The organism is Arthrobacter gyeryongensis, assembly GCF_039543785.1.
GTDB lineage: Bacteria > Actinomycetota > Actinomycetes > Actinomycetales > Micrococcaceae > Arthrobacter > Arthrobacter gyeryongensis.
The window spans coordinates 41685-63740 of record NZ_BAABKK010000026.1 but is presented as its reverse complement, the minus strand read 5'-3'; the positions used below and the strand labels follow the sequence as shown (position 1 = coordinate 63740).

The window sequence follows — 22056 nt, the reverse complement described above, 5'->3', positions numbered from 1 at the left end:
CCGCGGCGCGGCAAAGAGGGTCAGGAAGGCGCGAGCAACGCCGAGCAAGCCAGGGAGGACGCTGCGGCAAACCAAACCCGGGCCGGGAATTTAACAATTTAACGAAAAAAGACCCGCACCGGCCCGGTGCGGGTCTTCATTTGTGCGCCCAGAGGGATTCGAACCCCCGGCCTTCTGTTCCGTAGACAGACGCTCTATCCAGCTGAGCTATGGGCGCATCTTGGTGATTCTCGGGAGTTTCAAACTCGCTCCCCCCTCGAACCTCAATAAACTTTACGCGAGATCCCTGTTGGTGCCAAATCGATGCGGTGTAATCTGCCTAACTAGACCGGTCTATGTGACCTTAGTCACTAAATTTAGCGTATCCGTGACGCGGATCCTTGATTTTTAGGGGTTTTGCTCCGAAATGGTCAAGAGATCCCACGTCCGAACCCAGATTGGTCTACTCCGCGACCCCTAGCATTTAGGACACACCACTGAACCCGAGGAAGGGAACCACGATGGGCGATCTGGCGCGACTGCCGTTGCTTGAGAAGGCACCTACTACGCATGCACGCCTGTTGGCCTGGGTGGAGGAAGTAGCCGAGCTGACACAGCCGGACCGCATCCACTGGGTTGACGGCAGCGAAGCTGAAAACAAGAAGCTGACCGACGAACTTGTCGCGGCCGGCACCCTGAAGAGGCTGAACCAAGAACTCTTCCCCAATTCATTTGCTGCATTCTCTGATCCCGCGGACGTAGCCCGTGTCGAAGAGCAGACCTTCATCTGCTCCGAGAAGGAGCATGACGCAGGCTTCACCAACAACTGGATGGCTCCGGCCGAGATGAAGCAGAAGCTGCGCGGGCTATTCGCCGGCTCCATGCGCGGCCGCACCATGTACGTCATTCCGTTCGTCATGGGCCACCTGGATGCCGAAGATCCGAAGTTCGGCGTCGAGATCACCGACTCGGCCTACGTTGTTGCCTCGATGCGCATCATGGCGCGCATCGGCACCGACGTCCTTGAGCGCATTACGCAGACCGACGCTTTCTTCGTCCCTGCGCTGCACTCCCTAGGCGCTCCGTTGGAAGCCGGTCAGGCCGACGTCGCATGGCCTTGCAACCCCGACAAGTGGATCGTGCACTTCCCGGAAGAGCGCTCCATTTGGTCCTTCGGCTCCGGCTACGGCGGCAACGCCCTCCTCGGCAAGAAGTGCTACGCCCTGCGCATCGCATCCGTCATGGCCCGCGACGAAGGCTGGCTGGCCGAGCACATGCTCATCCTGAAGCTGACTTCGCCTGAGCAGAAGACCTACTACATTTCTGCGGCGTTCCCCTCCGCTTGCGGCAAGACCAACCTCGCGCTGCTCGACCCCACCATCAAGGGCTGGAAGGTCGAGACCCTAGGGGACGACATCACCTGGATGCGCTTCGGCAAGGAGGGCGAGCTCCGCGCCGTCAACCCCGAGGCCGGCCTGTTCGGCGTCGCTCCCGGCACCGGTTGGGGCACCAACCCTAACGCCATGCGTGCCATCGCCAAGGGCAACAGCATCTTCACCAACGTCGCGATGACCGACGACGGCGGCGTGTGGTGGGAGGGCATGACGAAGGAAACTCCGGCGCACCTGACTGACTGGCAGGGCAACTCCTGGACCCCCGACTCCGACAAGCCGGCGGCACACCCGAACTCCCGCTTCTGCACTCCGATCGACCAGATCGACATGCTCGCCGAGGAATACTTCAGCCCCGACGGCGTGGAGCTCTCCGCGATCCTCTTCGGCGGCCGCCGCAAGACCACTATCCCGCTGGTCACCGAGGCCCGAGACTGGTCCAACGGCATTTTCATGGGTTCCACGCTGTCCTCCGAGACGACCGCTGCTGCGGCCGGCGCCGTTGGCGTTGTGCGTCGTGATCCCATGGCCATGCTGCCGTTCATCGGCTACGACGCAGGCGACTACCTGAACCACTGGGTCAACCTGTCTGCCAAGGCTAATCCGGAGCGACTGCCCAAGATCTTCCTGGTCAACTGGTTCCGCCGCACTGCCGAGGGTGGCTTCGCCTGGCCCGGCTTCGGTGACAACGCCCGCGTCCTCAAATGGGCCATCGAGCGCCTTGAAGGCAAGGCCGACGCCGTCGAGACTCCCATCGGCTTCGTGCCGACCGGCGAGTCCATCGATCTCGAAGGCCTGGACATGACCCCCGCCGAGGTGGAAGCCGCAGTGCGCGTCGACGCCTCCGAGTGGAAGACCGAACTGGCATCGATCGAAGAATGGTACGCAAAGTTCGGCGGTTCCCTGCCGGCCGCGCTCCTCTCTGAGCTCGACGGCCTGAAGGCCCGCCTGGCCTAGACCACCCGCAGGCTTGCGACGACGGTCCCGCACCTCGGTGCGGGACCGTCGTCGTTGTTTCCCCTATCTTGGAGCTGCCGTCGCCGAGCATTGTGCCGCGTTTGGCGCGAGCGTAGCTTTTAGAGAACCAGCAGTTCTCTATTTTCGGGGTCCGGGCCATGGATGATTCCCAGCGGCACACAGAAGTCTCCACTCCGCCGTCAGGACCGCGTGACGGGCCCAAGACGGCTCAGCAGGCTACCGCCCCCTTGGCCGATTTTGGCGTCGGGGATGTCGCCATTGCCGGCGGAAAGGGTGCCGCGCTGGGGGAATTGGTGCGTCAAGGGTTTCCAGTGCCACCGGGATTTATTATCACCACGGGCGCGTACTCCTCCTTCCTGGCGGAAACGAACGTGGGTGCCGCACTGAGCGGTTTCCTGTCCGTCGGGCCTGATGAAGCTCCCGACGGCGGTGCGCCCGACGGCGGCGACGGTACCGGCGGTGCGGCCCTCCGGGCACTTTTCGCCGCGACGGAAATGCCCGGCCGGCTGCGGCAGGAGATCCTCGATGCATATGAGCGGCTGGGCGGCGGGGCGGTCGCGGTCCGATCCAGTGCCACGGCGGAGGATCTTCCGGGAGCCGCGTTCGCCGGTCAGCAGGACACCTATCTCAGCGTGCTGGGCGGGGACGGTGTTGTCCAGGCGGTCGCCAATTGCTGGGCATCGTTGTGGACGGACCGGGCCATGGCCTATCGCCGACGGCAGGGGATCGATCCGCACGAGGTGGCCATCGCCGTCGTCGTGCAAAAAATGGTGCCGGCCGCCATGGCGGGCGTCCTGTTTACGGCGAACCCGGTCACGGGCGAGCGCCGCGAAATGGTGGTGGACGCGAGCCCCGGGCTAGGGGAGGCCGTGGTCTCCGGGCGGGTGACCCCAGAACATTATCTCCTGGACGGCTCGGGGAAAGGGCTGAGTTTCACGCCGGGTGGCCGCGAGGTGGTGATCAGCGCGGCTGAGGGTGGCGGCACGCGAGAAAGCTCCGGTAAGCAAAGCACGAAGCCCGGCCTCGCCGCGGAGGAATTGGCGGAGTTGGCCATGCTGGGAAACAAAGCCCAGCAGCATTTCGGCCGGCCTCAGGACATCGAGTGGGCGGCCGCCGGCGGAACGCTGTACGTACTGCAGTCGCGGCCGATGACGGCGCTTCCACCCCAACCGCCCGTCCTCAACGCGGTCCAACGTCGGGTGGCGCCGTTCTTCATCGAGATGTTCCAGGAGCGGCCTTATCCTTTGGACGTATCCGGCTGGATGAAGCGGGGAATTCTCGCCATGTTGCACGGGATGGCTGGGAGCGTGGGCGTGATCTTCCCTGCAGTGGAGGAGTTGCTGCCGGAGGAAGACGGGGTTGTGGTGCAGCTCATCCCGCCTGTGCCGCGCCCGACCATCCGAACGCTTGCCGCACCGGTGTCCTTGCTGCGCCGGTCGAGGCGGTTCAAAGCCGCCGACTGGACCCGGGATCCACGTTTCTCCTTGTTCATCGACAACATCGAACGGCTGAACGGTAAGGACCTCGGCCCGCTGCGGTGGAGTGCGGTGGTTGCATTTGCGGGGGAATGCTTCGCGGCGATGCAGGGCATCACGGACTTGAGGGTCTCCTACCTGCCCGGCATTCCCGTGCCGGTGCTGAAAATGCGTTCCATGCTCTTGTTCCTGGGCAAGACAAAGCTTGCGCCTGCGCTGATCGCGGGGGCGGAAACCCGGACGAGTCAGGCGAACCGGGCCCTTGAACGGCTCGCTTCCATCGCGGCGGACGATCCCGGGCTGTCCCGCGCGTTACGTGATTCAGGACCCCGTGAGCTCCTGGAGTTGGTGGAAAATGAGCCCGAACATCGCGCTTTCCGCGAGGCCTTCACGGCGTTCCAGCTTGAGTACGGCCACCGCGAAACCACAAGCGTTGTCCTCAGCAGTTCGCCCACGTGGTCTGATGCCCCCGAGGTGGTTCTTGGTCTTGTGAAAGCCTTGTCCGGAGAGCGCCCCCAAACAGTTGACCAAGGCGGGATTGCGCTTGCGGAATTGAAACGCCATCCGGCTCTCCGCTTCGAACCGTTGCGGCGGAGGGTGCTCGCCGCCGTCGAGTCCGCCCAAGCCGGAATGGCGTTCCGCGAGGACAGCCACTTCTACGCCACCAAAGCCATCCCGCCGATCCGCCGGGCCTACCGGGAGCTCGGCCGCCGGCTGGCGATGGCCGGTGTCATCGATGAGTCCGACGAGATCTATCACCTGCGGTTCGAGGAACTGGAGTCCATCACAGACAACGACGACGGCGCGCTGCCGGCTTCACTCCGTGACCGTCTCCGGCCGCTGGTACTGGCTCGCGCGGCAAAGCGGCGCGAACTCGAAGGCATCCCGCTGCTCGATCTGGCTTTGCTCTTCGGAGGGTCCCGCCCGAGCCGCCCGAGCCGCCGAGGCCGCCAGGTGGAAGGGGTTCTCCTCTCCGGCACGGCGGCGAGCCGCGGCCAAGCGACCGGACCGGTCCGTGTGATCCGTGGACCGGCCGAGTTCGGACAGCTGCGCAGCGGAGAGGTCCTCGTGTGCCCGTACACCAATCCGGCCTGGACACCGTTGTTCCAACGGGCCGCCGCGGTTGTGGTGGACGCCGGCGGGCTCGGCTCGCATGCGGCGATCGTTGCGAGGGAATACGGAATTCCGGCAGTTATGGGCACTGGTTCGGGCACCAGCGCCTTGGCTGACGGGCAGCAAGTGCTCGTGGACGGAACCCGGGGGGTAGTCCTGCCGGCCGCTTCGGCGGAGAGGCCTTGAGATGCCGGGGAACCGGGACCACCGGAAGCTGCCGCGCCGGCGGGGGGCGGCCCTGAACAGTGCGATTTTCGAGGCGGTCCGGGCAGAGATCGCCGAATCCGGTTACGCGGCGTTGACCATGGACAGTGTGGCCGAACGCGCAAGGGCGAGTAAAGCTTCGCTCTATAGGCGGTGGCCCGGACGCGCGGCCCTGGTGCTTGAGGCAGCCTACGATGCCATGCCCGGCCCGGCGTCCGCGCCGGACACCGGCAGCCTGCGCGAAGACGCCCTGGCGATCCTGCGGCTCGTGGCCCAACAACTCGAAGGGGCCGTGGGGCAAGCAATGCGCGGGCTATTGGGGGAGGCGCTGCAGAATCCGGCGGTGGCTGCTGAGGTCCAGGAGTACGCCCGCGGCAACGTAGCCAAGACCATGCGTGCCATCATTGAGCAGGCCGCGGCCCGCGGCGAATGCGATCCCAGAGTGGCCACGGAGACAAGGATCGAGGCCGGCCCTGCCTTGCTGCGGCAGCGGTTCATCTTCTCCGGAGTGCCGATCGACGACGACTATCTGGTGCGCGTGGTGGACGAGGTGATGCTGCCACTGTTGGCCAGCCCGCCGGGCCGCCCAACTGACTCGCAGTTGTTGTCGTTTTGAGGCTCCAAAACGACAACAACTGCGTGGGCCCACGCCGCCAGGGTTCCCTGGCCGAGGGGCCCCGCCGGCGAGGGCCCCGGCCTGAGCTTGCGAAGGCTGGGAGCCGGTGGGGACTTGCGAGGCGAGGGTGGCGGTGGGGACTACTTGGGGTCATCTGCTGATTGCTAGTTGGCGAGCCAGATGTCCGGTCCGAAGACTTCGTAATGAATCCTTGTGGCGGGGATTCCGGCGTTGATGGCTTCGTTGCGGATGTGCTTCATGAACGGCAGGGGTCCGCACAGGTACAGCGAGGCATCGGCTGGAAGGTCCACTTCGCGCAGTGACATGAAGCCCGCTTTGGACCCGGCCTGCGGTTCCTCCAGCCAGAGCTGGAGTTCCGCACCATCCAAGCGCTCGACGTCGTCCGTCATCTGGCCGCGCAACGCCCAACTGTCCAGATTGCTCTCTGCGTGCAGGACCAGCACATGGCGGTCGGAGCCGGAATCGGCGAGCGAGCGCAGGATGGAAGCCGTGGGCGTGCAGCCGATGCCCGCCGAGGCGAGGACCACGGGACCGTTGCCCTCCTTGAGCGTGATCTCGCCATAGGGGTTGGAGATCTCCAGGACATCACCGACCCGAACGGTGTTGTGCAGCACGGGTGAGACCTCACCGCCGTCGTCGATCTTTGTCGTGAAGCTGCGGCTGGTGCCGGCGTTGCCGGAAAGCGAGTACTGGCGGACCTGGCGCAGGCCGTCGGGGAGTGTGACCTTGACGCTGATGTACTGGCCCGGCAGAGCTTCAGTGATCGGCGTGTAGTCGGCCGGCTCCAGGGTGAAGGTCGTGGACCCGGTGCCGGCAGGAGTCTTCGACGCGACCTTCCAGGGGCTCCACATCTTGCCATTGGCCTGCGCTGCATAGAGTCCCTTTTCGAGCTTGATCAGCGCATCGGCCATGAGCCAATAGACCTCTGTCCAGGCTTCAGCGATTTCAGGGGTGATGACCTCGGCCAGGTCTTCCGCGATGGCGGCGAAGAGGTGCTCGTAGACCACTTGGTACTGCGGCTCGGTGATCCCCAGGGAAGCGTGGCGGTGTGCAATGCGGGACAGAACTGTCTCCGGCAGGGTTCCGGGGTTGCTCACCAGATGGCTTGCAAAGGCGGCGATGCTTCCAGCGAGGGCCTGCTGCTGGTTGCCGGAGCGCTGGTTCGAACGGCTGAACAGCCCATCGAGCAGTTCGGGGTGCGCAGCGAAGAGTCGGGAGTAGAACTTGGGGGTGATGTCACCAATCCGGGCGCCGACGAGCGGCAAAGTGGCCTCGATGACGGGGAAGGACTTGTCCGAGAGCATAGGTACTCCTGTCGTAGTGGCCCGTGGGACGCATACGGACCGGAATTAATACTTGTATTTGGAATGCAAGTATCTATAGCTAATTTCTACACGTCGTAGAAGTATTTGCCTAATCGACGGTCCGAAGATGACAGAGGCCCGCTACAAGCCGGGCTTACAGTCCGGGGCGTAATCCGATCGCTTGGAATGCCGGCACCATTTGCCGCAGGCGCGGCAGGGAGGACACGACGACGTCGTCCAGCTCCCGGTAGAAGGCTTCCCTCGCGCGGGCCAGGGCATGGCGCAGGCCGCATTCAGTAATCAGCGGGCAGTCGCCATGTACGGATTGGCACTCGGCGGGGTCGGCCCTGGTATTCAGTTCACGCAGGATCTGGCCAACGGTGGCCTGCTGTCCGGCGGCGCTGAGCCGTGATCCGCCGTTTCGGCCGCGCTCGACGTCGATGAGGCCGAGCTCCCTCAGCCGCACGATGGCCTTGCTGACGTGGTGGTAAGGAGTCCCCACGGCGTCTGCGATGTTCTGGGTCGTCAGGAGTTCTCCTGCGGGCGCGGACGATAGAACCAGGAGCGCACGCAGGCTCACATCCGCGAAGGCATTGATCTTCATGCCCTCAAGCTTACGGAGTAAGGTCTAGTCCACCCATACGAGGGGCTCATTGGTGTCGGCCTCGGCGTTGTCAAAGGTAAAGCCTTCGGCGGTCTGGACGTAAGGGACAACGGCTGCGAGGAGACCGCCGCTGCGATGCTCAGCCGCGGCGTGAATCCCGTCCGAGCCGTGTTCAGGAAGGATGACGTCGTTGGCAATCGCCACCGCGCGGTATTCATCACGGCCTTGGCGCAGCAATTCGAGGATGTCTGCCAGCATCGACTCTGTGTCAACGTTTCCCTCGTCGTCCGGCTCTCCAGGCGTTACGAAGACGATCCGAAGTTCGTTGTCCTCGGCGAGCGTGACTGCGAAGGGCAGGAAGCCACTGTTTTGCTCCAGTTGTTCCTGCGCTGTTGCCAAGGCGGCCCCCAGCGTTTCACGCACTTCGCGGAGTTCGTGGTCCTGTGTGCTCTCAAGGCCGTTGATCTGGGAATTCATGCTGCTGCCCGCCTTAGGGGTTGCCGGCTAGGACCGGACCAGTGCGAGGACGCGATCCCGTACCTTCTCCATGGTGGCAACATCCTTCGCCTCGGCGTTCAGGCGCAGGAAAGGCTCCGTGTTGGACGGACGAAGATTGAACCACCAGCTGCCGTCCTTCGCGGTGAAGGTGCTGCCATCCATGTAGTCCACGTCGACGTCATCGCCATCAAAATCGGCGCGGACCCGCTCAATGGCTCCTGCCTTGTCCTCGATTTCGGAATTGATTTCACCGGAAGAGACATAAGGCTCGTACTGGCGACCAAGATCGGATAGTGGGCCGTCCTGCTCGCCCAATGCCGCCAAGACGTGCATGGCCGCGAGCATGCCGGTGTCCGCGTTCCAAAAATCGCGGAAGTAGAAGTGCGCCGAGTGTTCGCCGCCGAAGACGGCTCCTTCTTCGGCCATGACTGCCTTGATGAACGAGTGCCCCACACGAGTGCGCACGGCCCTGCCGCCATCCGTCGCGACGAGCTCCGGGACTGCCCGCGAGGTCAGAAGGTTGTGGATGATTACGGGGGTCTTTTCACCCGCGGCCTGTGCTCGGGCGATTTCCCGGCGCGCAACCATTCCGGTGATGGCAGACGGGGATACTGCTTCGCCCTTCTCGTCAATCACGAAGCAACGGTCGGCGTCACCGTCGAACGCCAGGCCGATATCCGCACCATGCTCGATGACTGCGGCTTGAAGGTCGCGCAGGTTTTCGGGCTCAAGCGGATTGGCCGGGTGATTCGGGAAGGAGCCATCCAGCTCAAAGTACAGGGGGACGATCTCGAACGGCAGGGCAGGAAGCAGCAGGTCACCAAGCACTGCGGGAGTGGTCAGCCCGGCCATGCCGTTTCCGGCGTCGACGACGATCTTCAACGGACGGGAGCCCTTGAGGTCAACCAGGCTGCGCAAGTACTCCGAGTAGTCCTTCAGGACATCGCGGGCGCCGATCTTGCCTTGGACATCAGCAGCCGGGATGTTTCCGTTGTTGAGGTATTTCTCCGCGAGTGCCTGGATTTCCTTGAGGCCTGTTTCGGACGAGATCGGCTGGGCGCCGGCCTTGGACATTTTGATGCCGTTGTACTCGGCGGGGTTGTGGCTTGCGGTGAAGGTGGCACCGGCCGCATTGAGGGCACCGCAAGCGTAGTAGAGCTCATCGGTGGAAATGAGGTCCAGGAGCTGGACATTGGCGCCGCGGCGGGCAGCGCCGGCGGCGAATGCCTTGATGAATTCAGGGGATGACGGGCGCATGTCGCCGCCAACCAGCACCGTCTCGCCAGCGAGGCCGAGGGTGTCGACGAAGGCCGCGCCGACGGATTCCACGATGTGGGAGGTGATGGATTCGCCAACAATTCCCCGGACGTCATAGGCCTTGAAGGAAGCCGAGAGGTCAAATGTCTTCTTCTGCTCGCTAGTCACGGGCTCAATCTTACTGTGGAGCGAGGTCGACGCTGCCCCGGGACTTCATCTATGTGGAAAACGTTTTGTCCACATAGATGAAGTCCCGGGTTCTGGCTGTCTGCGGGTGCTGGAATACTGAAGCCATGCCCAACAACCCGGATGCCGCCCTACTCGCAGCAGATCAGTCCACCACCCGGCTGCAGGCCCTTGAAGTATTGAAGGAGCTTGTGGGAAATGCGGACGCCCGTTTTCACGACGGCCAGTATGAGGCGATTGAGGCCCTCGTCGACGCCGGACGGCGCGCATTGGTGGTGCAGCGGACAGGCTGGGGCAAGTCGGCTGTGTACTTCGTCTCGTCGTTGTTGTTGAGGCGCCGGGGCGCAGGGCCCACCCTCATCGTTTCGCCGCTGCTCGCACTAATGCGGGACCAGGTGGCGGCAGCCGCACGTGCCGGGGTGCGGGCCGTAGCTATCAACTCCGCCAATCAGCTTGAGTGGGACAACGTCCGCGAACAACTGGCCGCGGACGAAGTGGATGTTCTTTTGGTTTCGCCGGAACGGCTGACCAATCCTTCCTTCCGGGAAAACCAGCTTCCCGAGCTCATCCGCCGTACCGGTCTCCTGGTGATTGACGAGGCACACTGTATTTCGGACTGGGGGCACGATTTCCGTCCCGACTATCGGCGCATCTCCGATCTCATCGAGCAATTGCCTGGCAGTGTTCCCGTGTTGGCCACCACGGCCACGGCCAACTCCCGGGTGGTCCATGACATCGAAGAACAGCTCGGGGCTGGAGTGCTGACCATCCGCGGTGAGCTTGGCCGGGAGTCCTTGCGGCTGGGTGTCTTGAAGCTCGCCGACTCGCGGGATCGCCTTGGCTGGCTTCTGACCCATCTTGCAGACATGCCAGGCAGCGGAATCATCTACACCCTGACCGTTTCTGCCGCTGAAGACACCGCCCGGCTGCTCTCCGAGGCAGGCCACAACGTCCTGTCCTACACCGGGCGGACGGACCCCGCGGATCGTGAACGGGCCGAGCAACTCCTCAAGGACAACCAAGTGAAGGCGTTGGTTGCCACATCGGCGCTGGGCATGGGCTTCGATAAGCCGGATCTCGGGTTCGTCATCCACCTTGGTGCCCCGTCATCGCCGGTGGCTTACTACCAGCAAGTCGGACGTGCCGGCCGTGGCGCGGCAAATGCCGATGTGCTCCTCCTGCCTGGATCCGAGGACCGCGAGATCTGGCAGTACTTTGCGACTGCTTCAATGCCCTCGGAGGAAAAGGCCGCAGCCGTCCTCGACGTCTTGGCCGAATCCGGCTCTGCCTTGTCCACGGTGGCCCTCGAAGCACGGGTGGACCTGCGCCGGACGCCTTTGGAACTCCTGCTGAAGGTGCTCGCCGTGGATGGAGCGGTGGAGCGCGTGGGCGGTGGCTGGAGGTCCACTGGAAGTCCGTGGATCTACGACGCCGAGCGCTACGCCCGGATCGCCGAGGCCCGGGTGGACGAGCAGGATTCCATGGTGATTTACCAAGACACCGCCGGATGCCGCATGGAATACATCACCGCGGTCCTGGATGACGAGTCCGCGCGTGCATGCGGCCGCTGCGACAATTGCGCCGGCAGGTGGTTCCCGGCGGACGTGGCAGCAGCCGCCGCCGACGCCGCCGGGCAGACGCTTCGGCGCGCGGGTCTTGCGCTGGAACCACGGCTTCAATGGCCCAGTGGCATGGATCGGCTCGGCGTGACAGTGAAAGGCAAGATCAAGCCGGAGGAGTTACTGGCCGAAGGGCGCGTGCTGGCCCGCCTGACCGACCTCGGCTGGGGTGGTGCCCTGCGCGAGCTCTTTGCCGCCGGTGCGGCTGACCGCGAGATTGAACCGGGCATGTTGCAGGCCTGCGTGCAGCTCTTGCGCGAATGGTCTGCCGGAGACGGCCGATCCCCGGGGTGGAGCGGCCAAGGGCGCCCGGCAGCCGTCGTGAGCATCCCCTCCAGGAACAAGCCGGCGCTGGTCGAATCCTTGGCCCGCGGCATAGCCGGCATCGGCCGGATGCCGTATTTGGGTTCACTCCAACTCCAGCACGGCGGACCCACGGGCGGGCGCGGTGGCAACAGCGCCTATCGGCTCGCCGGCGTCTGGGAGCGCCTCGTGGTGGGTCCGGAACTTGGACAGAACCTTGCGTCGCTGGGCGGTCAAGGCATCCTCTTGGTCGACGACCTGGCGGACAGCCGCTGGACCATGACCGTTGCCGGCCGTGCACTCAGGCAGGCCGGGGCAGGATCGGTGTTGCCGCTCGTCCTCGGTCAGGCAGCGTGACCGGCGCAGTCCCGGACGTCCCGTCCGAATCCAAGTGGCAGCCGCGGCTCGCTTTGCTGGTTGCCGCCACCTTCTTCATGGAGTTCCTTGACGGGACAGTCCTTACCACCGCCATGCCGAGCATCGCGGCCGACTTCAAAGTGGTCTCGGCCGACGTCAACATCACGATGACTGCCTACTTGGTGACTGTGGCCATGGGAATTCCGCTCAGTAGCTGGCTCGCAGAACGCTTTGGCGCACGTCGGATCTTCTGCCTGGCGATCGCCGTGTTCACCGTGGCGTCGCTGTTGTGCGCAGCCAGCCAGGACCTCACCCTGCTGACCTTGAGCCGGGTGGCACAGGGGGCCGGCGGGGCCATGATGGTGCCGGTCGGGACTCTGGTAGTGCTGCGGGGCACCCCCAAGTCTGAGCTCCTTCGAGCCACCGCGTTCCTTGTGTGGCCCGGGTTGCTGGCCCCCGTTTTGGCGCCGCTTGTGGGCGGAGCGTTCACTACCTATCTTTCCTGGCACTGGATCTTCCTGATCAACGTACCGCTGGGGCTTGCTGCGTTCATCGCAGCCCTGAGGCTGGTCCCGCGTACGGGAGGCGATGCTGGCCGGAGGCTCGACTGGCGGGGGCTCACGCTCACCACCTTCGGCGTCGGATCGCTTGTGGTGGGTCTTGAAGGGGTTGGCGGCCACGGCGCGGGCGTGGTCCCGGCAGTCGTGCTGCTGGCCGGAGCACTGGCTTTGGCCGGAGCGGCCTGGTGGATGCTCAAAGCCAAGGCTCCGCTCTTCGATCTCCGGGTTTTCGCCACTCGCACGTTCCGGGCCACTTCCACCGGAGGGTTCGTCTATCGCCTGACCATCAGCTCGGTGCCCTTCCTGCTGCCTCTGTTGTTCCAGGACGGCTTTGGCTGGGATCCACTCAAATCCGGTGCCATGGTGGCCGCGGTGTTCATCGGCAACATCGGCATCAAGCCTGCCACGACGCCCATCATTCGGCGATTCGGCTTCAAGCCCGTGTTGGTCTTCGCCTCTTTCGCTTCGGCAGTCACCTTTGCCGCTTGTGCAGCGCTCAACGCAGGCACCCCGGAGCCGCTGATTTTTGCGTTGCTGCTGGCCAGCGGAGCCTTCCGCTCGATCGGATTCTCGGCGTACGCCTCGGTGCAGTATGCGGATATCGTCCCGGGGGAGCTTCCCTCGGCCAACGCCGTATCAGCCACGTTGGTGCAACTGGCCGCGGGCGCTGGGATTGCAGTGGGTGCACTCTTCCTGCGTCTCTTCGACCATGCGCCGGTCTTTGGCGACGGCCCTTCCTCGGCGTACCGTGGCGCCTTCCTCGCCATGGCTGCCGTGATGCTGTTGAGCACAGCGGACAGCCTCACTCTGCACCGGCACGCCGGAGCGGAAGTCAGTCGAAGTGCTGTGAGCAAACCCGAAAAACGGCGGGGCTAGAGGCATTCGAGGACGCTGGTCGCCGGAACTTCCATGCTGGAGGTTCCGGCGACTTTCGGCCGTCCGCCGTGGTGCTTGGATCGCTTAGCTAGGACGCTGGGTGCGTGAAGGGGATCCGGTCGAACGACATGACGCTCATTGCTTCACCTGGGTTGACCGTGATCTTCAGCCAGTCCTTGGCATTGTTGGATCCATCCACGGTGATTCGGGTCAGGTTCTTCGCCGCTGTGGCCTGGCCGTAGAAGGACAGCCACGTGGAACCGGCGGCGAGGGGGTGGTCTTGGTTGTAAACGTGGCTGTCGCCATTGATCAGGTAGACCGGGCCGCCGAACGAGTTCGATTCCTCGATCAAGGTCTGCACCAGGGGCTTGAAAGCACCCAAATCCGCCTCGGAAGGGGTCGCGACTGTCGGGTCGAACATGTCCGCTTGAGTCATCACGACGACGGCCCGGTCACCGTTGTTCCGCGCCTTCCGGAAGGTATCCCTCAACTCCTGGATATCAGCCTCGGTCCTCTGCTGTACCTCGTTAAGTTGGGCGGCGGTGGGCTGGGTCTGGCCGAGTCCCGTCCAAGGCAGCATCGAATTGTTGCTGCCCGGAATGTTGACGGCAGTGAAGGCGACCTCATGCTTGCGGAAGCTGACGTTCTCCGGGAAGCCTTCCTTTGCCTGTGACTTCACCTGCATCGGCGAACCGAGCGTGACACCTGGCTGCGGGAAGAAGACTTCCCGCACCTTGGCCAGTCTTTCCAGGGGGTTGTATGCACCGTTGTTCGTTCGGTGGCAGTCAGTCCATTCGTTGTCACCCGGGGTGTAGACGAGAGGGGCAGTAAAGCTGTCGAAGTTCGTCTTGATGGCCTGGAAGTACTGGTCCGTGCACTGGGATGATCCGTTCTTGATATCGCCCACGTGTGCTACAAAACTCAGTTCCTTGTGCGCGTTCAGGTCCTGAATGTAGGAGGGGAAGGCTTGGATTTCAGCGTTACCGTAGGGCACGTCCCCGATGACGCCGAAGCTGAAGCTCTCGGTATTGCCTTGGTGTCCGTTGCCGTTGGAGCCGTCTTGTCCCGCCTTGTTACCGTCATTGGCCGCCAGCGCCGGCGGCGTGAGCAATGTGGTTGACAGCAGGACGGCCCCAACCGTTGCGATCGCGAATCTGGTCATTGAACGCATGAATCTCTCCTCGTCGTTGGTCTCCGTTACCCGGACGAGGTTATTGGCGCGAGCTGAATTGAAAGAGTCGGAGACATGAACCTTCCCCGCCGTCGGCGCCGTTGAAGACCCAGGCCGCTGATGGCCCGAGGAACGCAAAAGGCCCCGGTCAGGGACCGGGGCCAAACGCGGAGACGGGGGGATTTGAACCCCCGGTGGAGTTGTGCCCCACACTTCATTAGCAGTGAAGCCCATTCGGCCGCTCTGGCACGTCTCCAGTTGCTATTGCTAGCCAACCAAGGATACGCAGAACTGGGCACCGAGCGCAAAACGGCGGCGCGGGCCGCCGTCGGGCGCCACACTGCCGCCTGTCGGACTTGGCGCGGGCCGCCGTCGGGCGCCACACTGCCGCCTGTCGGACTTGGCGCGGGCCGCCGTCGGGCGCTCCCCGTCGAGGGCGCTAGTGCCCCGAGCCTTCCTTGCCCGCAAGCGCCCGCCACAAGAAGTGTTGGCTGCGGGCTTGGAGTGAGGCTGCCTGGCGGTTGTCCGAGGCTCCGGCGTGACCGCCTTCAAGTGCTTCATGGAACCACACGTTCGGGATGCCCATTGCCTGCATCCGGGCTGCCATCTTCCGGGCCTGGACCGGGCCTACACGGTCATCGGAGGTGGCCGTCCAGATGAACGTCTCCGGGTACTCCACGCCGTCGCGCAGCAGGTGGTACGGCGAAAAGGTGCGGATGTACTCCCACTGTTCCGGGACGTCGGGATCGCCGTACTCGGCAATCCAGGAGTAGCCGGCCGAAAGCTTGGTGTAGCGCCGCATGTCCAGCAACGGGACGCCGCAGGAGATGGCTCCGAACAACTCGGGGTATTGGGTCAGCATGTTGCCCACCAGCAGTCCGCCGTTGGAGCCGCCCACGCAGCCGAGCCGCCGCGGACTGGTGACGCCCCGCGAAATGAGGTGCCGCGCCACAGCAGCGAAATCCTCGAACGCGCGGTGTCGATTCGCCTGCAAGGCTGCGCTGTGCCAAGCGGGACCGTACTCGCCGCCGCCGCGGATGTTGGCCACGACGTAGACGCCGCCACGTGAATGTGCAGCAGAGCCGTCTTCGGACGGGATGCTTTCGGTCCGGCGTTCCAGCCAGGCGCGCCCGATGGCTCCGCTGTAGGCCGGGGTCCTAGAGACTTCGAAGCCGCCGTAGCCCGAGAGCTGTGTGGGGTTCTCGCCGTCGAGGTCAAGATCTTTGGACGCCACCTGGAAATAGGGCACGCGCGTGCCGTCTGCCGAGGTGGCGAAGTGCTGCTGGACCTCGTAGTCCGCCTCGTTGAAAAACGACGGCGAGGACTTCACCACTGCGTGCGTGCTCGCCACACCGCCGTCGTGGCCTCCGTCGAGCGTGTAGCTCGCGATCCCGGGGGACAGGGTGCCGCGCATGAGGGTGGTGGGGGTGGTGAAGCCCGTTGCGACGAGCCAGTAGTCGTTGCCGGCGTCGTCGCCTTCCGCTTCGTCCTCGTCGTCGACGGCGTAGGCGTTGACATCGTGCAGCGGCGGGCACGCATCCAACAAAGTCGAGGCCCACCCACCAGCGGAGTCCTTGTGGGCCGGGTCGAGCACCCTGATTTCGGAAGAGACGTCGTGCAGCAGGTTCAGGAGGAGGTAGTTCCGGGTCCAACTCCACGACTGGAGGGACGTGTGTTCATCCGGGGTGAAAAGTACCGTGAAATCGCGTGCCCCGGCCAGATAGCCCTCAAAGTCGGCGGCCAGCAGAGACCCTGCGGGATAGGTGGTTCCGTCCACGTTCCAGTCCTGCCGCGGACGGAACATGAGCCATTCGCGGTGCGAACTGAGGTTGACGTCGGTGGGGACATCGATGGCCAGCCACGAGTCGTCATGCAGAACGGAAGTGGTCCGGTTGAAGAAGTCGATCCAGTCCACGACGAAAGTGCGTTCGAAACCCGGGGTGGAGTCGTGGGCGACGAGTGCCATCATGTGGTCTTCGGGGATCTCGAAAATCCGCTCCGCCTCAGTCAAGGATTGGCCGCGACGGAGCTTCACCCCGGTGCGCGCGTAGGACGAGCTGGTTTTCGGCAGGCCGTCGGCGGTGCTGGCAACGAGCAGGGTATCGGCGTCGAGCCAGCTCACGTTGCCCTTCGCGGTCGGAAGGTCGAAACCGCCTGCAGCCGGGTCCACGAAGGCACGGGTCTCGACGTCGAACTCGCGGTGGCGGTTGGCGTCACCGCCGTCGGGGGAGAGAGCGATGATGGCGAGGCGGTGCGGTTCACCCTCGGCCGGGCGCAGGAAGTTGGCGCCGTGGAAAACCCATTCTTCGCCTTCGGCGGCGGCCAGCGCATCGATGTCGAGGAGCACGTCCCATTCCGGGGCGTCGCTGAGGTAGCTTTCCCAGGTGGTCCGGCGCCAGAGGCCCTTGGGGTTCTGCTGGTCTTTCCAGAAGTTGTAGTAGTGCTCGCCACGCTTGTTGACCATGGCGATCCTGTCCGTGGAGTCCAGGACCTCCAGGATTCCGGCTTCCAAAACCGTGTAGTCGGCGTCGTCGAGCAAGTCTTCGGTGCGGGCATTTTGCTCCCGCACCCAGGCCAGCTGTTCTTCGCCGTGAATGTCTTCCAGCCAGATATTCTCGTCGACAGGTTCGGGGGCGATTGCGGTTCCCTGGGCAGTTTCGTTGTCGGGCGCGGGCGCTTGATCAGCTGCTGTGGTGGTCATCCCCCATCCTAGAGTGACTGTCTGAGAAGGAAGCAAGTCACAAGAAGTTAGGCTTGGGCGTGGGTAAATCGCAGAACATTCGGGTCGGGCTGATCGGGGCAGGTCCCCGCGGCACCAGTGTGCTGGAGCGTTTGCTCGCCAATTGGGCTGCGACAGAAACCCAAACGCGTTCCTTGCACATCGACGTCGTGGACCCCTATCCCGCCGGCCCCGGGCACGTCTGGCAGCCCGAGCAGTCCCGGCTGTACCTCATGAACACGCAGTCGTTCTACCCCACGTTGATCCCCGAGGACGAGCGACTCGCACCGCCTTTGGCCGGGGGCTCCTTTGAGCAGTGGCGGGCGGAGCAGCGGTCAGGTGGCGGTCACGGCCTGAGCGACGAGGAACGGGCCGAACTTGCCGGGCTCGCCTCCGACGACTTTCCCAGCCGTGCCCTTTACGGGCGGTATCTGCGATCCACGCTGGAGGAACTACTCGACCGTGTCCCGGCCGGCGTGGAGATCGCCTTTCACCGAAGCAACGCCGTGGCGGCGCGTCCGCTCCCGGGCGGCCGGGCGGACGGTGCACCGGACGGTTCGCCCGGTGAGCCCGCGGGCGGAGGGTTCGACGTCGAACTCGACGACGGCGCCCGGCTCACCGTGGATTCCCTCGTCCTCGCGCTGGGCCACCTTGAGTCCCGGCTCAACCCGGAGCAGCGGTCGTTCAGTGAGGTGGCCTCGGAGCTCGGGCTGCTGTACGTGCCGCCCGCCGCACCCGCCGATGTGGACTGGGCATTGGTCCCGGACGGGGAGACGGTCCTGGTCCGCGGCATGGGCCTGAATTTCTTCGACGTCATGGGCCAGCTGACCGAAGGCCGAGGGGGACAATTCGTGCCGGCTGAAGTCGGTCTCCCGGGCAAGCTTAAGTACTTGCCTTCCGGCCGGGAACCGAAGATCATCGCGGCATCCAGACGGGGAACCCCGTACCGGGCCAAGGCCGGGTTGGACGGGTACTATCCCAAGTCCGTGCGCTTGCGGTATCTGACCGAGAGCGCGGTGGAACGCTTCGCCGCGGCAGGCATCCAACCTGGCTTCGACCACGATCTTTGGCCCCTCCTGCATCGGGACGCCCTGTGGGCCTACTACTCAACGTTGGTCGTAGCGGAACCCGTGGCCGTGTCCGATGCGAGGGAATTCCTTGCTGCCCTCGAAGACTTATTGCAGCCGCACGCGCATGCCACCGGGCGATGGGAAAACCAGGTTGCAGAGCTGGTTGCCACCCACGTTGCCGCGTCGCGCCGCCTTGACCTGCTGGGCCTCGCAGCGCCCTTGGCCGGGCATTCCTTCGCGTCCAGGAAAGAACTCGACGCCGCCGTCGTCGACTATCTGGACGACGACGCCCGCCGCTCCGCGCTCGGTGAGTCAGATCCCGTGAAGATGGCCATCGGTGCCTTGCATACCGGACGGGCGATCCTGAAGAGCGCCGTGGCCGACGGCGGCATCACGGACGAATCGTGGGTGGGCGAGCTGCGGGGCTGGTTCGAATCCTTCGTTGAGGGACTCGCGAGCGGTCCTCCCGCCCTGCGCGCCGAACAGTTGGCCGCTTTGGCGCGCGCCGGCGTCGTGGGTTTCGTTGGCCCGGATCCGCGCTTCAGCGTTGACCGTTCCAAGCGCGTCTTCCGCGCGGTATCTGCCTGGGTGCACGACGACGCCGTGGAAGCCAGGACCCTGATTGAGGCCATGTCTCCCGCGAACCGCGTTGGCGTGAGTGTTTCTCCGTTCCTGCGGCAATTGCTGGCCGACGGACTGGTGCGGCCCAAAGTGATGATGACTGCCGAGGGAATGCCGGTGCAGACCTCTGGCTTGGATGTGCAGCCGCACCCCTACCGGCTGGTGGGCGCCAACGGTTCAGTGACTCCGGGGCTATACGCCCTTGGCCTGCAGCTTTCCTCTACCCAGTGGGGAACGGCCATCGCCGCCGAAGCCCGGCCTTCCGATGGCACCGGTTACCGAAGCGGCCAACGGACCCTCCGCGACGCGGACGAAATCGCTCGGGACATGCTCGGCCTTCCCCTCCAAGAATGAGCATGCTCCCCTCCCGTTCCAACGAGTGGACATAAACCTTATATGTCCACTCGCAGGAGCGAGGGGAGAGCATGCTCTCTGGTGGGTGGCGGGCTGCGCCTAGCGGTTGGGCCTATGCAGCCTGGTTTTGGATGAGTTTGAAGATCGCACCCGTCGGGTCCGTCAGGGTGGCCATCCGGCCGTAGGGAGTGTCCTCAGCCGCCTGGACGACGGTGGCGCCTAGCCCGACCGCCTGCTCGATGGTGTCATCGACCTTGTCCACCGCGAAGTAGACGCCCCAGTAGGACGGGACCTCCGCCGGGAGGAAACCGGAGGCGTCCATGATGCCGGCTTTGGCGTTGTCGCCCGCCCCGAGCGTGGTGTAGCGGAACTCAGGGGAGTCGCCCATGACGGTGGTTTCCCAACCAAAGACGTTTTGGTAGAAGGAAACTGCCGAGTCGTACTCCTTGGCGAAGAGCTCGTGCCAGGCGGGTGCGCCTGTTTCGGCAGCCAGCTGGTAGCCCTTCATTTCGCCGAACTGCCAGGCACCGATGGCCGCTCCAGAGGAATCCGCGTACATCGCCATGGTTCCCTGGTCCGGAACTTCCATGGGTTCCATGTAGACCTGGCCGCCGTTGGCGAGGGCCGCTTCGGTGGTGGCCTTGATGTCGTCAGTGCGCAGGTACGTTGACCAGACATCTGGCATCTGGCCCATGTCTTCCTGCTTCTGCATGATCCCGGCCACCATCTTGCCGTCCTTCGAGGCCGTGATGTAGCCGCCGTACTTTTCCTGGTCCCCGGTCTCGTACGTCCAGCCGAAGAGCGTGTTGTAGAAGGACTTTGCCTTCTCCGGGTCCGAGGTCATCAGGTCGATCCAGCAAGGTGAACCGGGGGTGATGTCAGGCGTAGGCATGTTTGCTCCTGTGTCGTTTACCGCGGTTGTTGCCACGGCTTCATGAGTGGGTGGTGGAGACAGACAAAACCCTATGCGGGGCCTCCGACAGTTTCAATGCCTGGCTCGATGCCTTCAGCGGAACCTAGCCCATGACGAGCATCAGGATGAAGTAGATCGCTCCGCCGACCACCGAGTAGATGGCGAAAGGCGTCAAGGTCCGGGTCTCGAAGAAACGGAGCAGGAACTTGGTGGCGAACCATGCGGCGACACCCGCGCACAGGGCCCCCACCAGGAACACGCCACGCTCGTCGGCCATGGCCGGGGTGAAGAGTTCAGGCAGCTTGAGCACGGCGGCCGCGCCGATGATCGGCGTGGCGAGCAGGAAGCTGAACCGCGCAGCGTTTTCGTTGTTCAGCCCGGACAGCAATCCTCCGGCCATCGACGAGCCGGAGCGGGAGATTCCCGGGATGAGGGCGGCTGCCTGGGCGGTTCCGATTGCCAAGGCGCGTTTCCACGGCAGGGTGGCGATTTCGGCGTCGGAAACCGTTGCAGTGGCCGCCTGCTCCGCTACGCGGCGGCTGTCCCTTGTCCGCAGACGCTCGGCTGCAAAAAGGATGAGACCGTTGAGCACCAGGAAGGCGGCAGCGATCAGCGGCGAACCGAAGAGGTTCCGAATGGGCTTTTCCAGGACCAAACCGATGATTCCGGCCGGCACGGTTCCAACCACGAGGAGCCAGCCGAGCTTTGCGTACGTGTCTGACGGAGCAATCTTCCGGTCCCGGATGGAGCGGCCAAGACCCTTGGCGATTTCAATCCAGTCCCGGAGGAAGAAGAAGAACAGCACAATTGCTGTAGCCAGGTGGGTGGCTATGAGGAAGTTCAGGAATTCGGGCGCCTTCTGGTCCAGGCCCCAACCGAAGAGTTTGGGCAGGATGACGCTGTGGCCGAGGCTGGAAATCGGGAAGAGCTCGGTGATTCCCTGCAGCAGGCCCATAACGATGGCCTGGATCATATTAATCATGGGTTCGATCCTAGCCAGAACCGGTTACTGGGAGATGAACGTTTGCTGGGAGGCAGCCGTGTGCCAGCAGGTGAACGCGGTCAACAGGGTGGGTGGCTAATATCGACGAATGACTCAAGAGCGATGGCGGCAGGTTTCCGAATGGCCCATGGTGGCGGCAGCCGTGCTGTTCCTGGTGGCCTATTCATTCCAAGTAATCGCCAATCTCAGCGAGGCCCAATCCACGGTCGTTGACACCATCATCTGGGTCACCTGGCTGGTGTTTGCCCTGGACTACGCGATGTGCCTGGTCCTGGCGCGGCGTCGCGCCCAGTGGTTCGTGCGGAACCTGCACGAATTGCTGATTTTGGCCCTCCCGGTCCTCAGGCCCTTGAGGTTGTTGCGGCTCGTGACACTCCTGAAGCTGCTTCACCGCACCGCCGGGAACGCGATGCGGGGCCGCATCCTCACTTTTGTCCTTGGGTCCGCGGCCCTCCTGACGTATTGCGGTGCCCTCGCCGTGCTTGATGCTGAGGAGAACGCCGCGGGCGCCAACATCACCAACTTTGGCGATGCCATCTGGTGGGCGATGGTCACCATCACAACCGTCGGCTACGGGGACCATTACCCGGTGACGGTTGTGGGCCGCTGCGTTGCCGGAGGTTTGATGGTCTGCGGAATCGCTGTCCTGGGCGTCGTAACCGCTTCGGTTGCCTCGTGGCTCGTTGAACAGGTCTCCTCCGGAGCTGCGGCGGCCGCGACAGTCGCCGAGGAGCCCATGAAACAGGAGATCCGCCGGTTGGCAGAGCAAGTCGAACGCCTTAGCGCGCTTCTGGAAACCGCCGACGGCGAGCCACGGGGCGGCGTGGTCGGAGCCCGCGGCGACCACTCGCCGTCGCCCTAGCC

15 protein-coding genes and 2 tRNA genes are annotated in these 22056 nt (G+C 64.1%); 7 read left to right on the top strand and 10 right to left on the bottom strand.

Annotated features, from left to right (window positions below; all coding sequences use genetic code 11):
- Window positions 1–143 precede the first annotated feature (143 nt).
- Window positions 144–217 (bottom strand) — tRNA-Arg (locus tag ABEA18_RS17920).
- Between the two features lie 283 nt (window positions 218–500).
- Here ABEA18_RS17920 and ABEA18_RS17915 point away from each other — a divergent pair.
- The 3 genes from ABEA18_RS17915 to ABEA18_RS17905 all read left to right on the top strand — a co-directional run bounded on the left by ABEA18_RS17915 (window position 501) and on the right by ABEA18_RS17905 (window position 5756).
- Window positions 501–2327 (top strand): phosphoenolpyruvate carboxykinase (GTP), encoded by a 1827-nt coding sequence (locus ABEA18_RS17915; protein ID WP_345451360.1) that lies wholly within the window; start codon window positions 501–503, stop codon window positions 2325–2327.
- A 158-nt stretch (window positions 2328–2485) separates the two neighbouring features.
- A complete protein-coding gene (locus ABEA18_RS17910; protein ID WP_345451358.1) occupies window positions 2486–5122 on the top strand; it encodes a PEP/pyruvate-binding domain-containing protein in 2637 nt (878 codons plus the stop codon).
- Between the two features lies 1 nt (window position 5123).
- Window positions 5124–5756, top strand: coding sequence for a TetR/AcrR family transcriptional regulator (locus ABEA18_RS17905; protein WP_345451357.1), 633 nt, complete (start codon window positions 5124–5126; stop codon window positions 5754–5756).
- A gap of 164 nt (window positions 5757–5920) precedes the next feature.
- Here ABEA18_RS17905 and ABEA18_RS17900 read toward each other — a convergent pair whose 3' ends face one another.
- From ABEA18_RS17900 to ABEA18_RS17885, 4 genes are all read right to left on the bottom strand, one after another.
- Window positions 5921–7081 carry a globin domain-containing protein gene (locus ABEA18_RS17900; protein WP_345451356.1) on the bottom strand — a complete coding sequence of 387 codons (1161 nt, stop codon included), beginning with the start codon at window positions 7079–7081 and terminating at the stop codon, window positions 5921–5923.
- A 154-nt stretch (window positions 7082–7235) separates the two neighbouring features.
- Window positions 7236–7685, bottom strand: coding sequence for an RrF2 family transcriptional regulator (locus ABEA18_RS17895; protein ID WP_345451354.1), 450 nt, complete (start codon window positions 7683–7685; stop codon window positions 7236–7238).
- A gap of 24 nt (window positions 7686–7709) precedes the next feature.
- Entirely contained in the window at window positions 7710–8162 is a 453-nt protein-coding gene (locus ABEA18_RS17890; protein WP_345451352.1) for a hypothetical protein, read from the bottom strand.
- 27 nt (window positions 8163–8189) lie between these two features.
- Entirely contained in the window at window positions 8190–9608 is a 1419-nt protein-coding gene (locus ABEA18_RS17885; RefSeq protein WP_345451350.1) for a phosphomannomutase/phosphoglucomutase, read from the bottom strand.
- A 125-nt stretch (window positions 9609–9733) separates the two neighbouring features.
- Here ABEA18_RS17885 and ABEA18_RS17880 point away from each other — a divergent pair, with 125 nt between their 5' ends.
- Window positions 9734–11905: a RecQ family ATP-dependent DNA helicase gene (locus ABEA18_RS17880; protein WP_345451348.1), complete on the top strand. Its 2172-nt coding sequence runs from the start codon at window positions 9734–9736 to the stop codon at window positions 11903–11905.
- Window positions 11902–13341, top strand: coding sequence for an MFS transporter (locus ABEA18_RS17875; RefSeq protein WP_345451346.1), 1440 nt, complete (start codon window positions 11902–11904; stop codon window positions 13339–13341). The genes ABEA18_RS17880 and ABEA18_RS17875 overlap by 4 nt, the downstream gene beginning before the upstream one ends.
- Window positions 13342–13429: 88 nt before the next feature.
- Here ABEA18_RS17875 and ABEA18_RS17870 read toward each other — a convergent pair whose 3' ends face one another.
- The 3 genes from ABEA18_RS17870 to ABEA18_RS17860 all read right to left on the bottom strand — a co-directional run bounded on the left by ABEA18_RS17870 (window position 13430) and on the right by ABEA18_RS17860 (window position 17213).
- Entirely contained in the window at window positions 13430–14512 is a 1083-nt protein-coding gene (locus ABEA18_RS17870) for a metallophosphoesterase family protein (RefSeq protein ID WP_345451344.1), read from the bottom strand.
- A gap of 168 nt (window positions 14513–14680) precedes the next feature.
- Window positions 14681–14768, bottom strand: a tRNA-Ser gene (locus ABEA18_RS17865).
- 183 nt (window positions 14769–14951) lie between these two features.
- The gene (locus ABEA18_RS17860; RefSeq protein WP_345451342.1) at window positions 14952–17213 is read right to left on the bottom strand and encodes a prolyl oligopeptidase family serine peptidase; all 2262 of its coding nucleotides are present in this window, start codon (window positions 17211–17213) and stop codon (window positions 14952–14954) included.
- 59 nt (window positions 17214–17272) lie between these two features.
- Between ABEA18_RS17860 and ABEA18_RS17855 the strand changes: the two genes are divergently transcribed.
- A complete protein-coding gene (locus ABEA18_RS17855) occupies window positions 17273–19276 on the top strand; it encodes an FAD/NAD(P)-binding protein (protein WP_345451340.1) in 2004 nt (667 codons plus the stop codon).
- Window positions 19277–19388: 112 nt separating this feature from the next.
- On the opposite strand, the gene ABEA18_RS17850 is transcribed toward ABEA18_RS17855, so the two are convergent.
- Window positions 19389–20168 carry a VOC family protein gene (locus ABEA18_RS17850; protein ID WP_345451338.1) on the bottom strand — a complete coding sequence of 260 codons (780 nt, stop codon included), beginning with the start codon at window positions 20166–20168 and terminating at the stop codon, window positions 19389–19391.
- Between the two features lie 124 nt (window positions 20169–20292).
- Window positions 20293–21171 (bottom strand): undecaprenyl-diphosphate phosphatase, encoded by an 879-nt coding sequence (locus tag ABEA18_RS17845; RefSeq protein WP_345451336.1) that lies wholly within the window; start codon window positions 21169–21171, stop codon window positions 20293–20295.
- Window positions 21172–21280: 109 nt separating this feature from the next.
- On the opposite strand from ABEA18_RS17845, the gene ABEA18_RS17840 reads away from it, so the two are divergent.
- Complete coding sequence (locus ABEA18_RS17840) at window positions 21281–22054, top strand: potassium channel family protein (protein WP_345451334.1); 774 nt, start codon at window positions 21281–21283, stop codon at window positions 22052–22054.
- Window positions 22055–22056 lie beyond the last annotated feature (2 nt).

Coding starts and splice junctions, on each gene's coding strand:
- ABEA18_RS17915 (WP_345451360.1), top strand. CDS start 501: ATGGGCGATCTGGCGCGACTGCCGTTGCTTGAGAAGGCACCTACTACG.
- ABEA18_RS17910 (WP_345451358.1), top strand. CDS start 2,486: ATGGATGATTCCCAGCGGCACACAGAAGTCTCCACTCCGCCGTCAGGA.
- ABEA18_RS17905 (WP_345451357.1), top strand. CDS start 5,124: ATGCCGGGGAACCGGGACCACCGGAAGCTGCCGCGCCGGCGGGGGGCG.
- ABEA18_RS17900 (WP_345451356.1), bottom strand. CDS start 7,081: ATGCTCTCGGACAAGTCCTTCCCCGTCATCGAGGCCACTTTGCCGCTC.
- ABEA18_RS17895 (WP_345451354.1), bottom strand. CDS start 7,685: ATGAAGATCAATGCCTTCGCGGATGTGAGCCTGCGTGCGCTCCTGGTT.
- ABEA18_RS17890 (WP_345451352.1), bottom strand. CDS start 8,162: ATGAATTCCCAGATCAACGGCCTTGAGAGCACACAGGACCACGAACTC.
- ABEA18_RS17880 (WP_345451348.1), top strand. CDS start 9,734: ATGCCCAACAACCCGGATGCCGCCCTACTCGCAGCAGATCAGTCCACC.
- ABEA18_RS17870 (WP_345451344.1), bottom strand. CDS start 14,512: ATGCGTTCAATGACCAGATTCGCGATCGCAACGGTTGGGGCCGTCCTG.
- ABEA18_RS17860 (WP_345451342.1), bottom strand. CDS start 17,213: ATGACCACCACAGCAGCTGATCAAGCGCCCGCGCCCGACAACGAAACT.
- ABEA18_RS17850 (WP_345451338.1), bottom strand. CDS start 20,168: ATGCCTACGCCTGACATCACCCCCGGTTCACCTTGCTGGATCGACCTG.
- ABEA18_RS17845 (WP_345451336.1), bottom strand. CDS start 21,171: ATGATTAATATGATCCAGGCCATCGTTATGGGCCTGCTGCAGGGAATC.
- ABEA18_RS17840 (WP_345451334.1), top strand. CDS start 21,281: ATGACTCAAGAGCGATGGCGGCAGGTTTCCGAATGGCCCATGGTGGCG.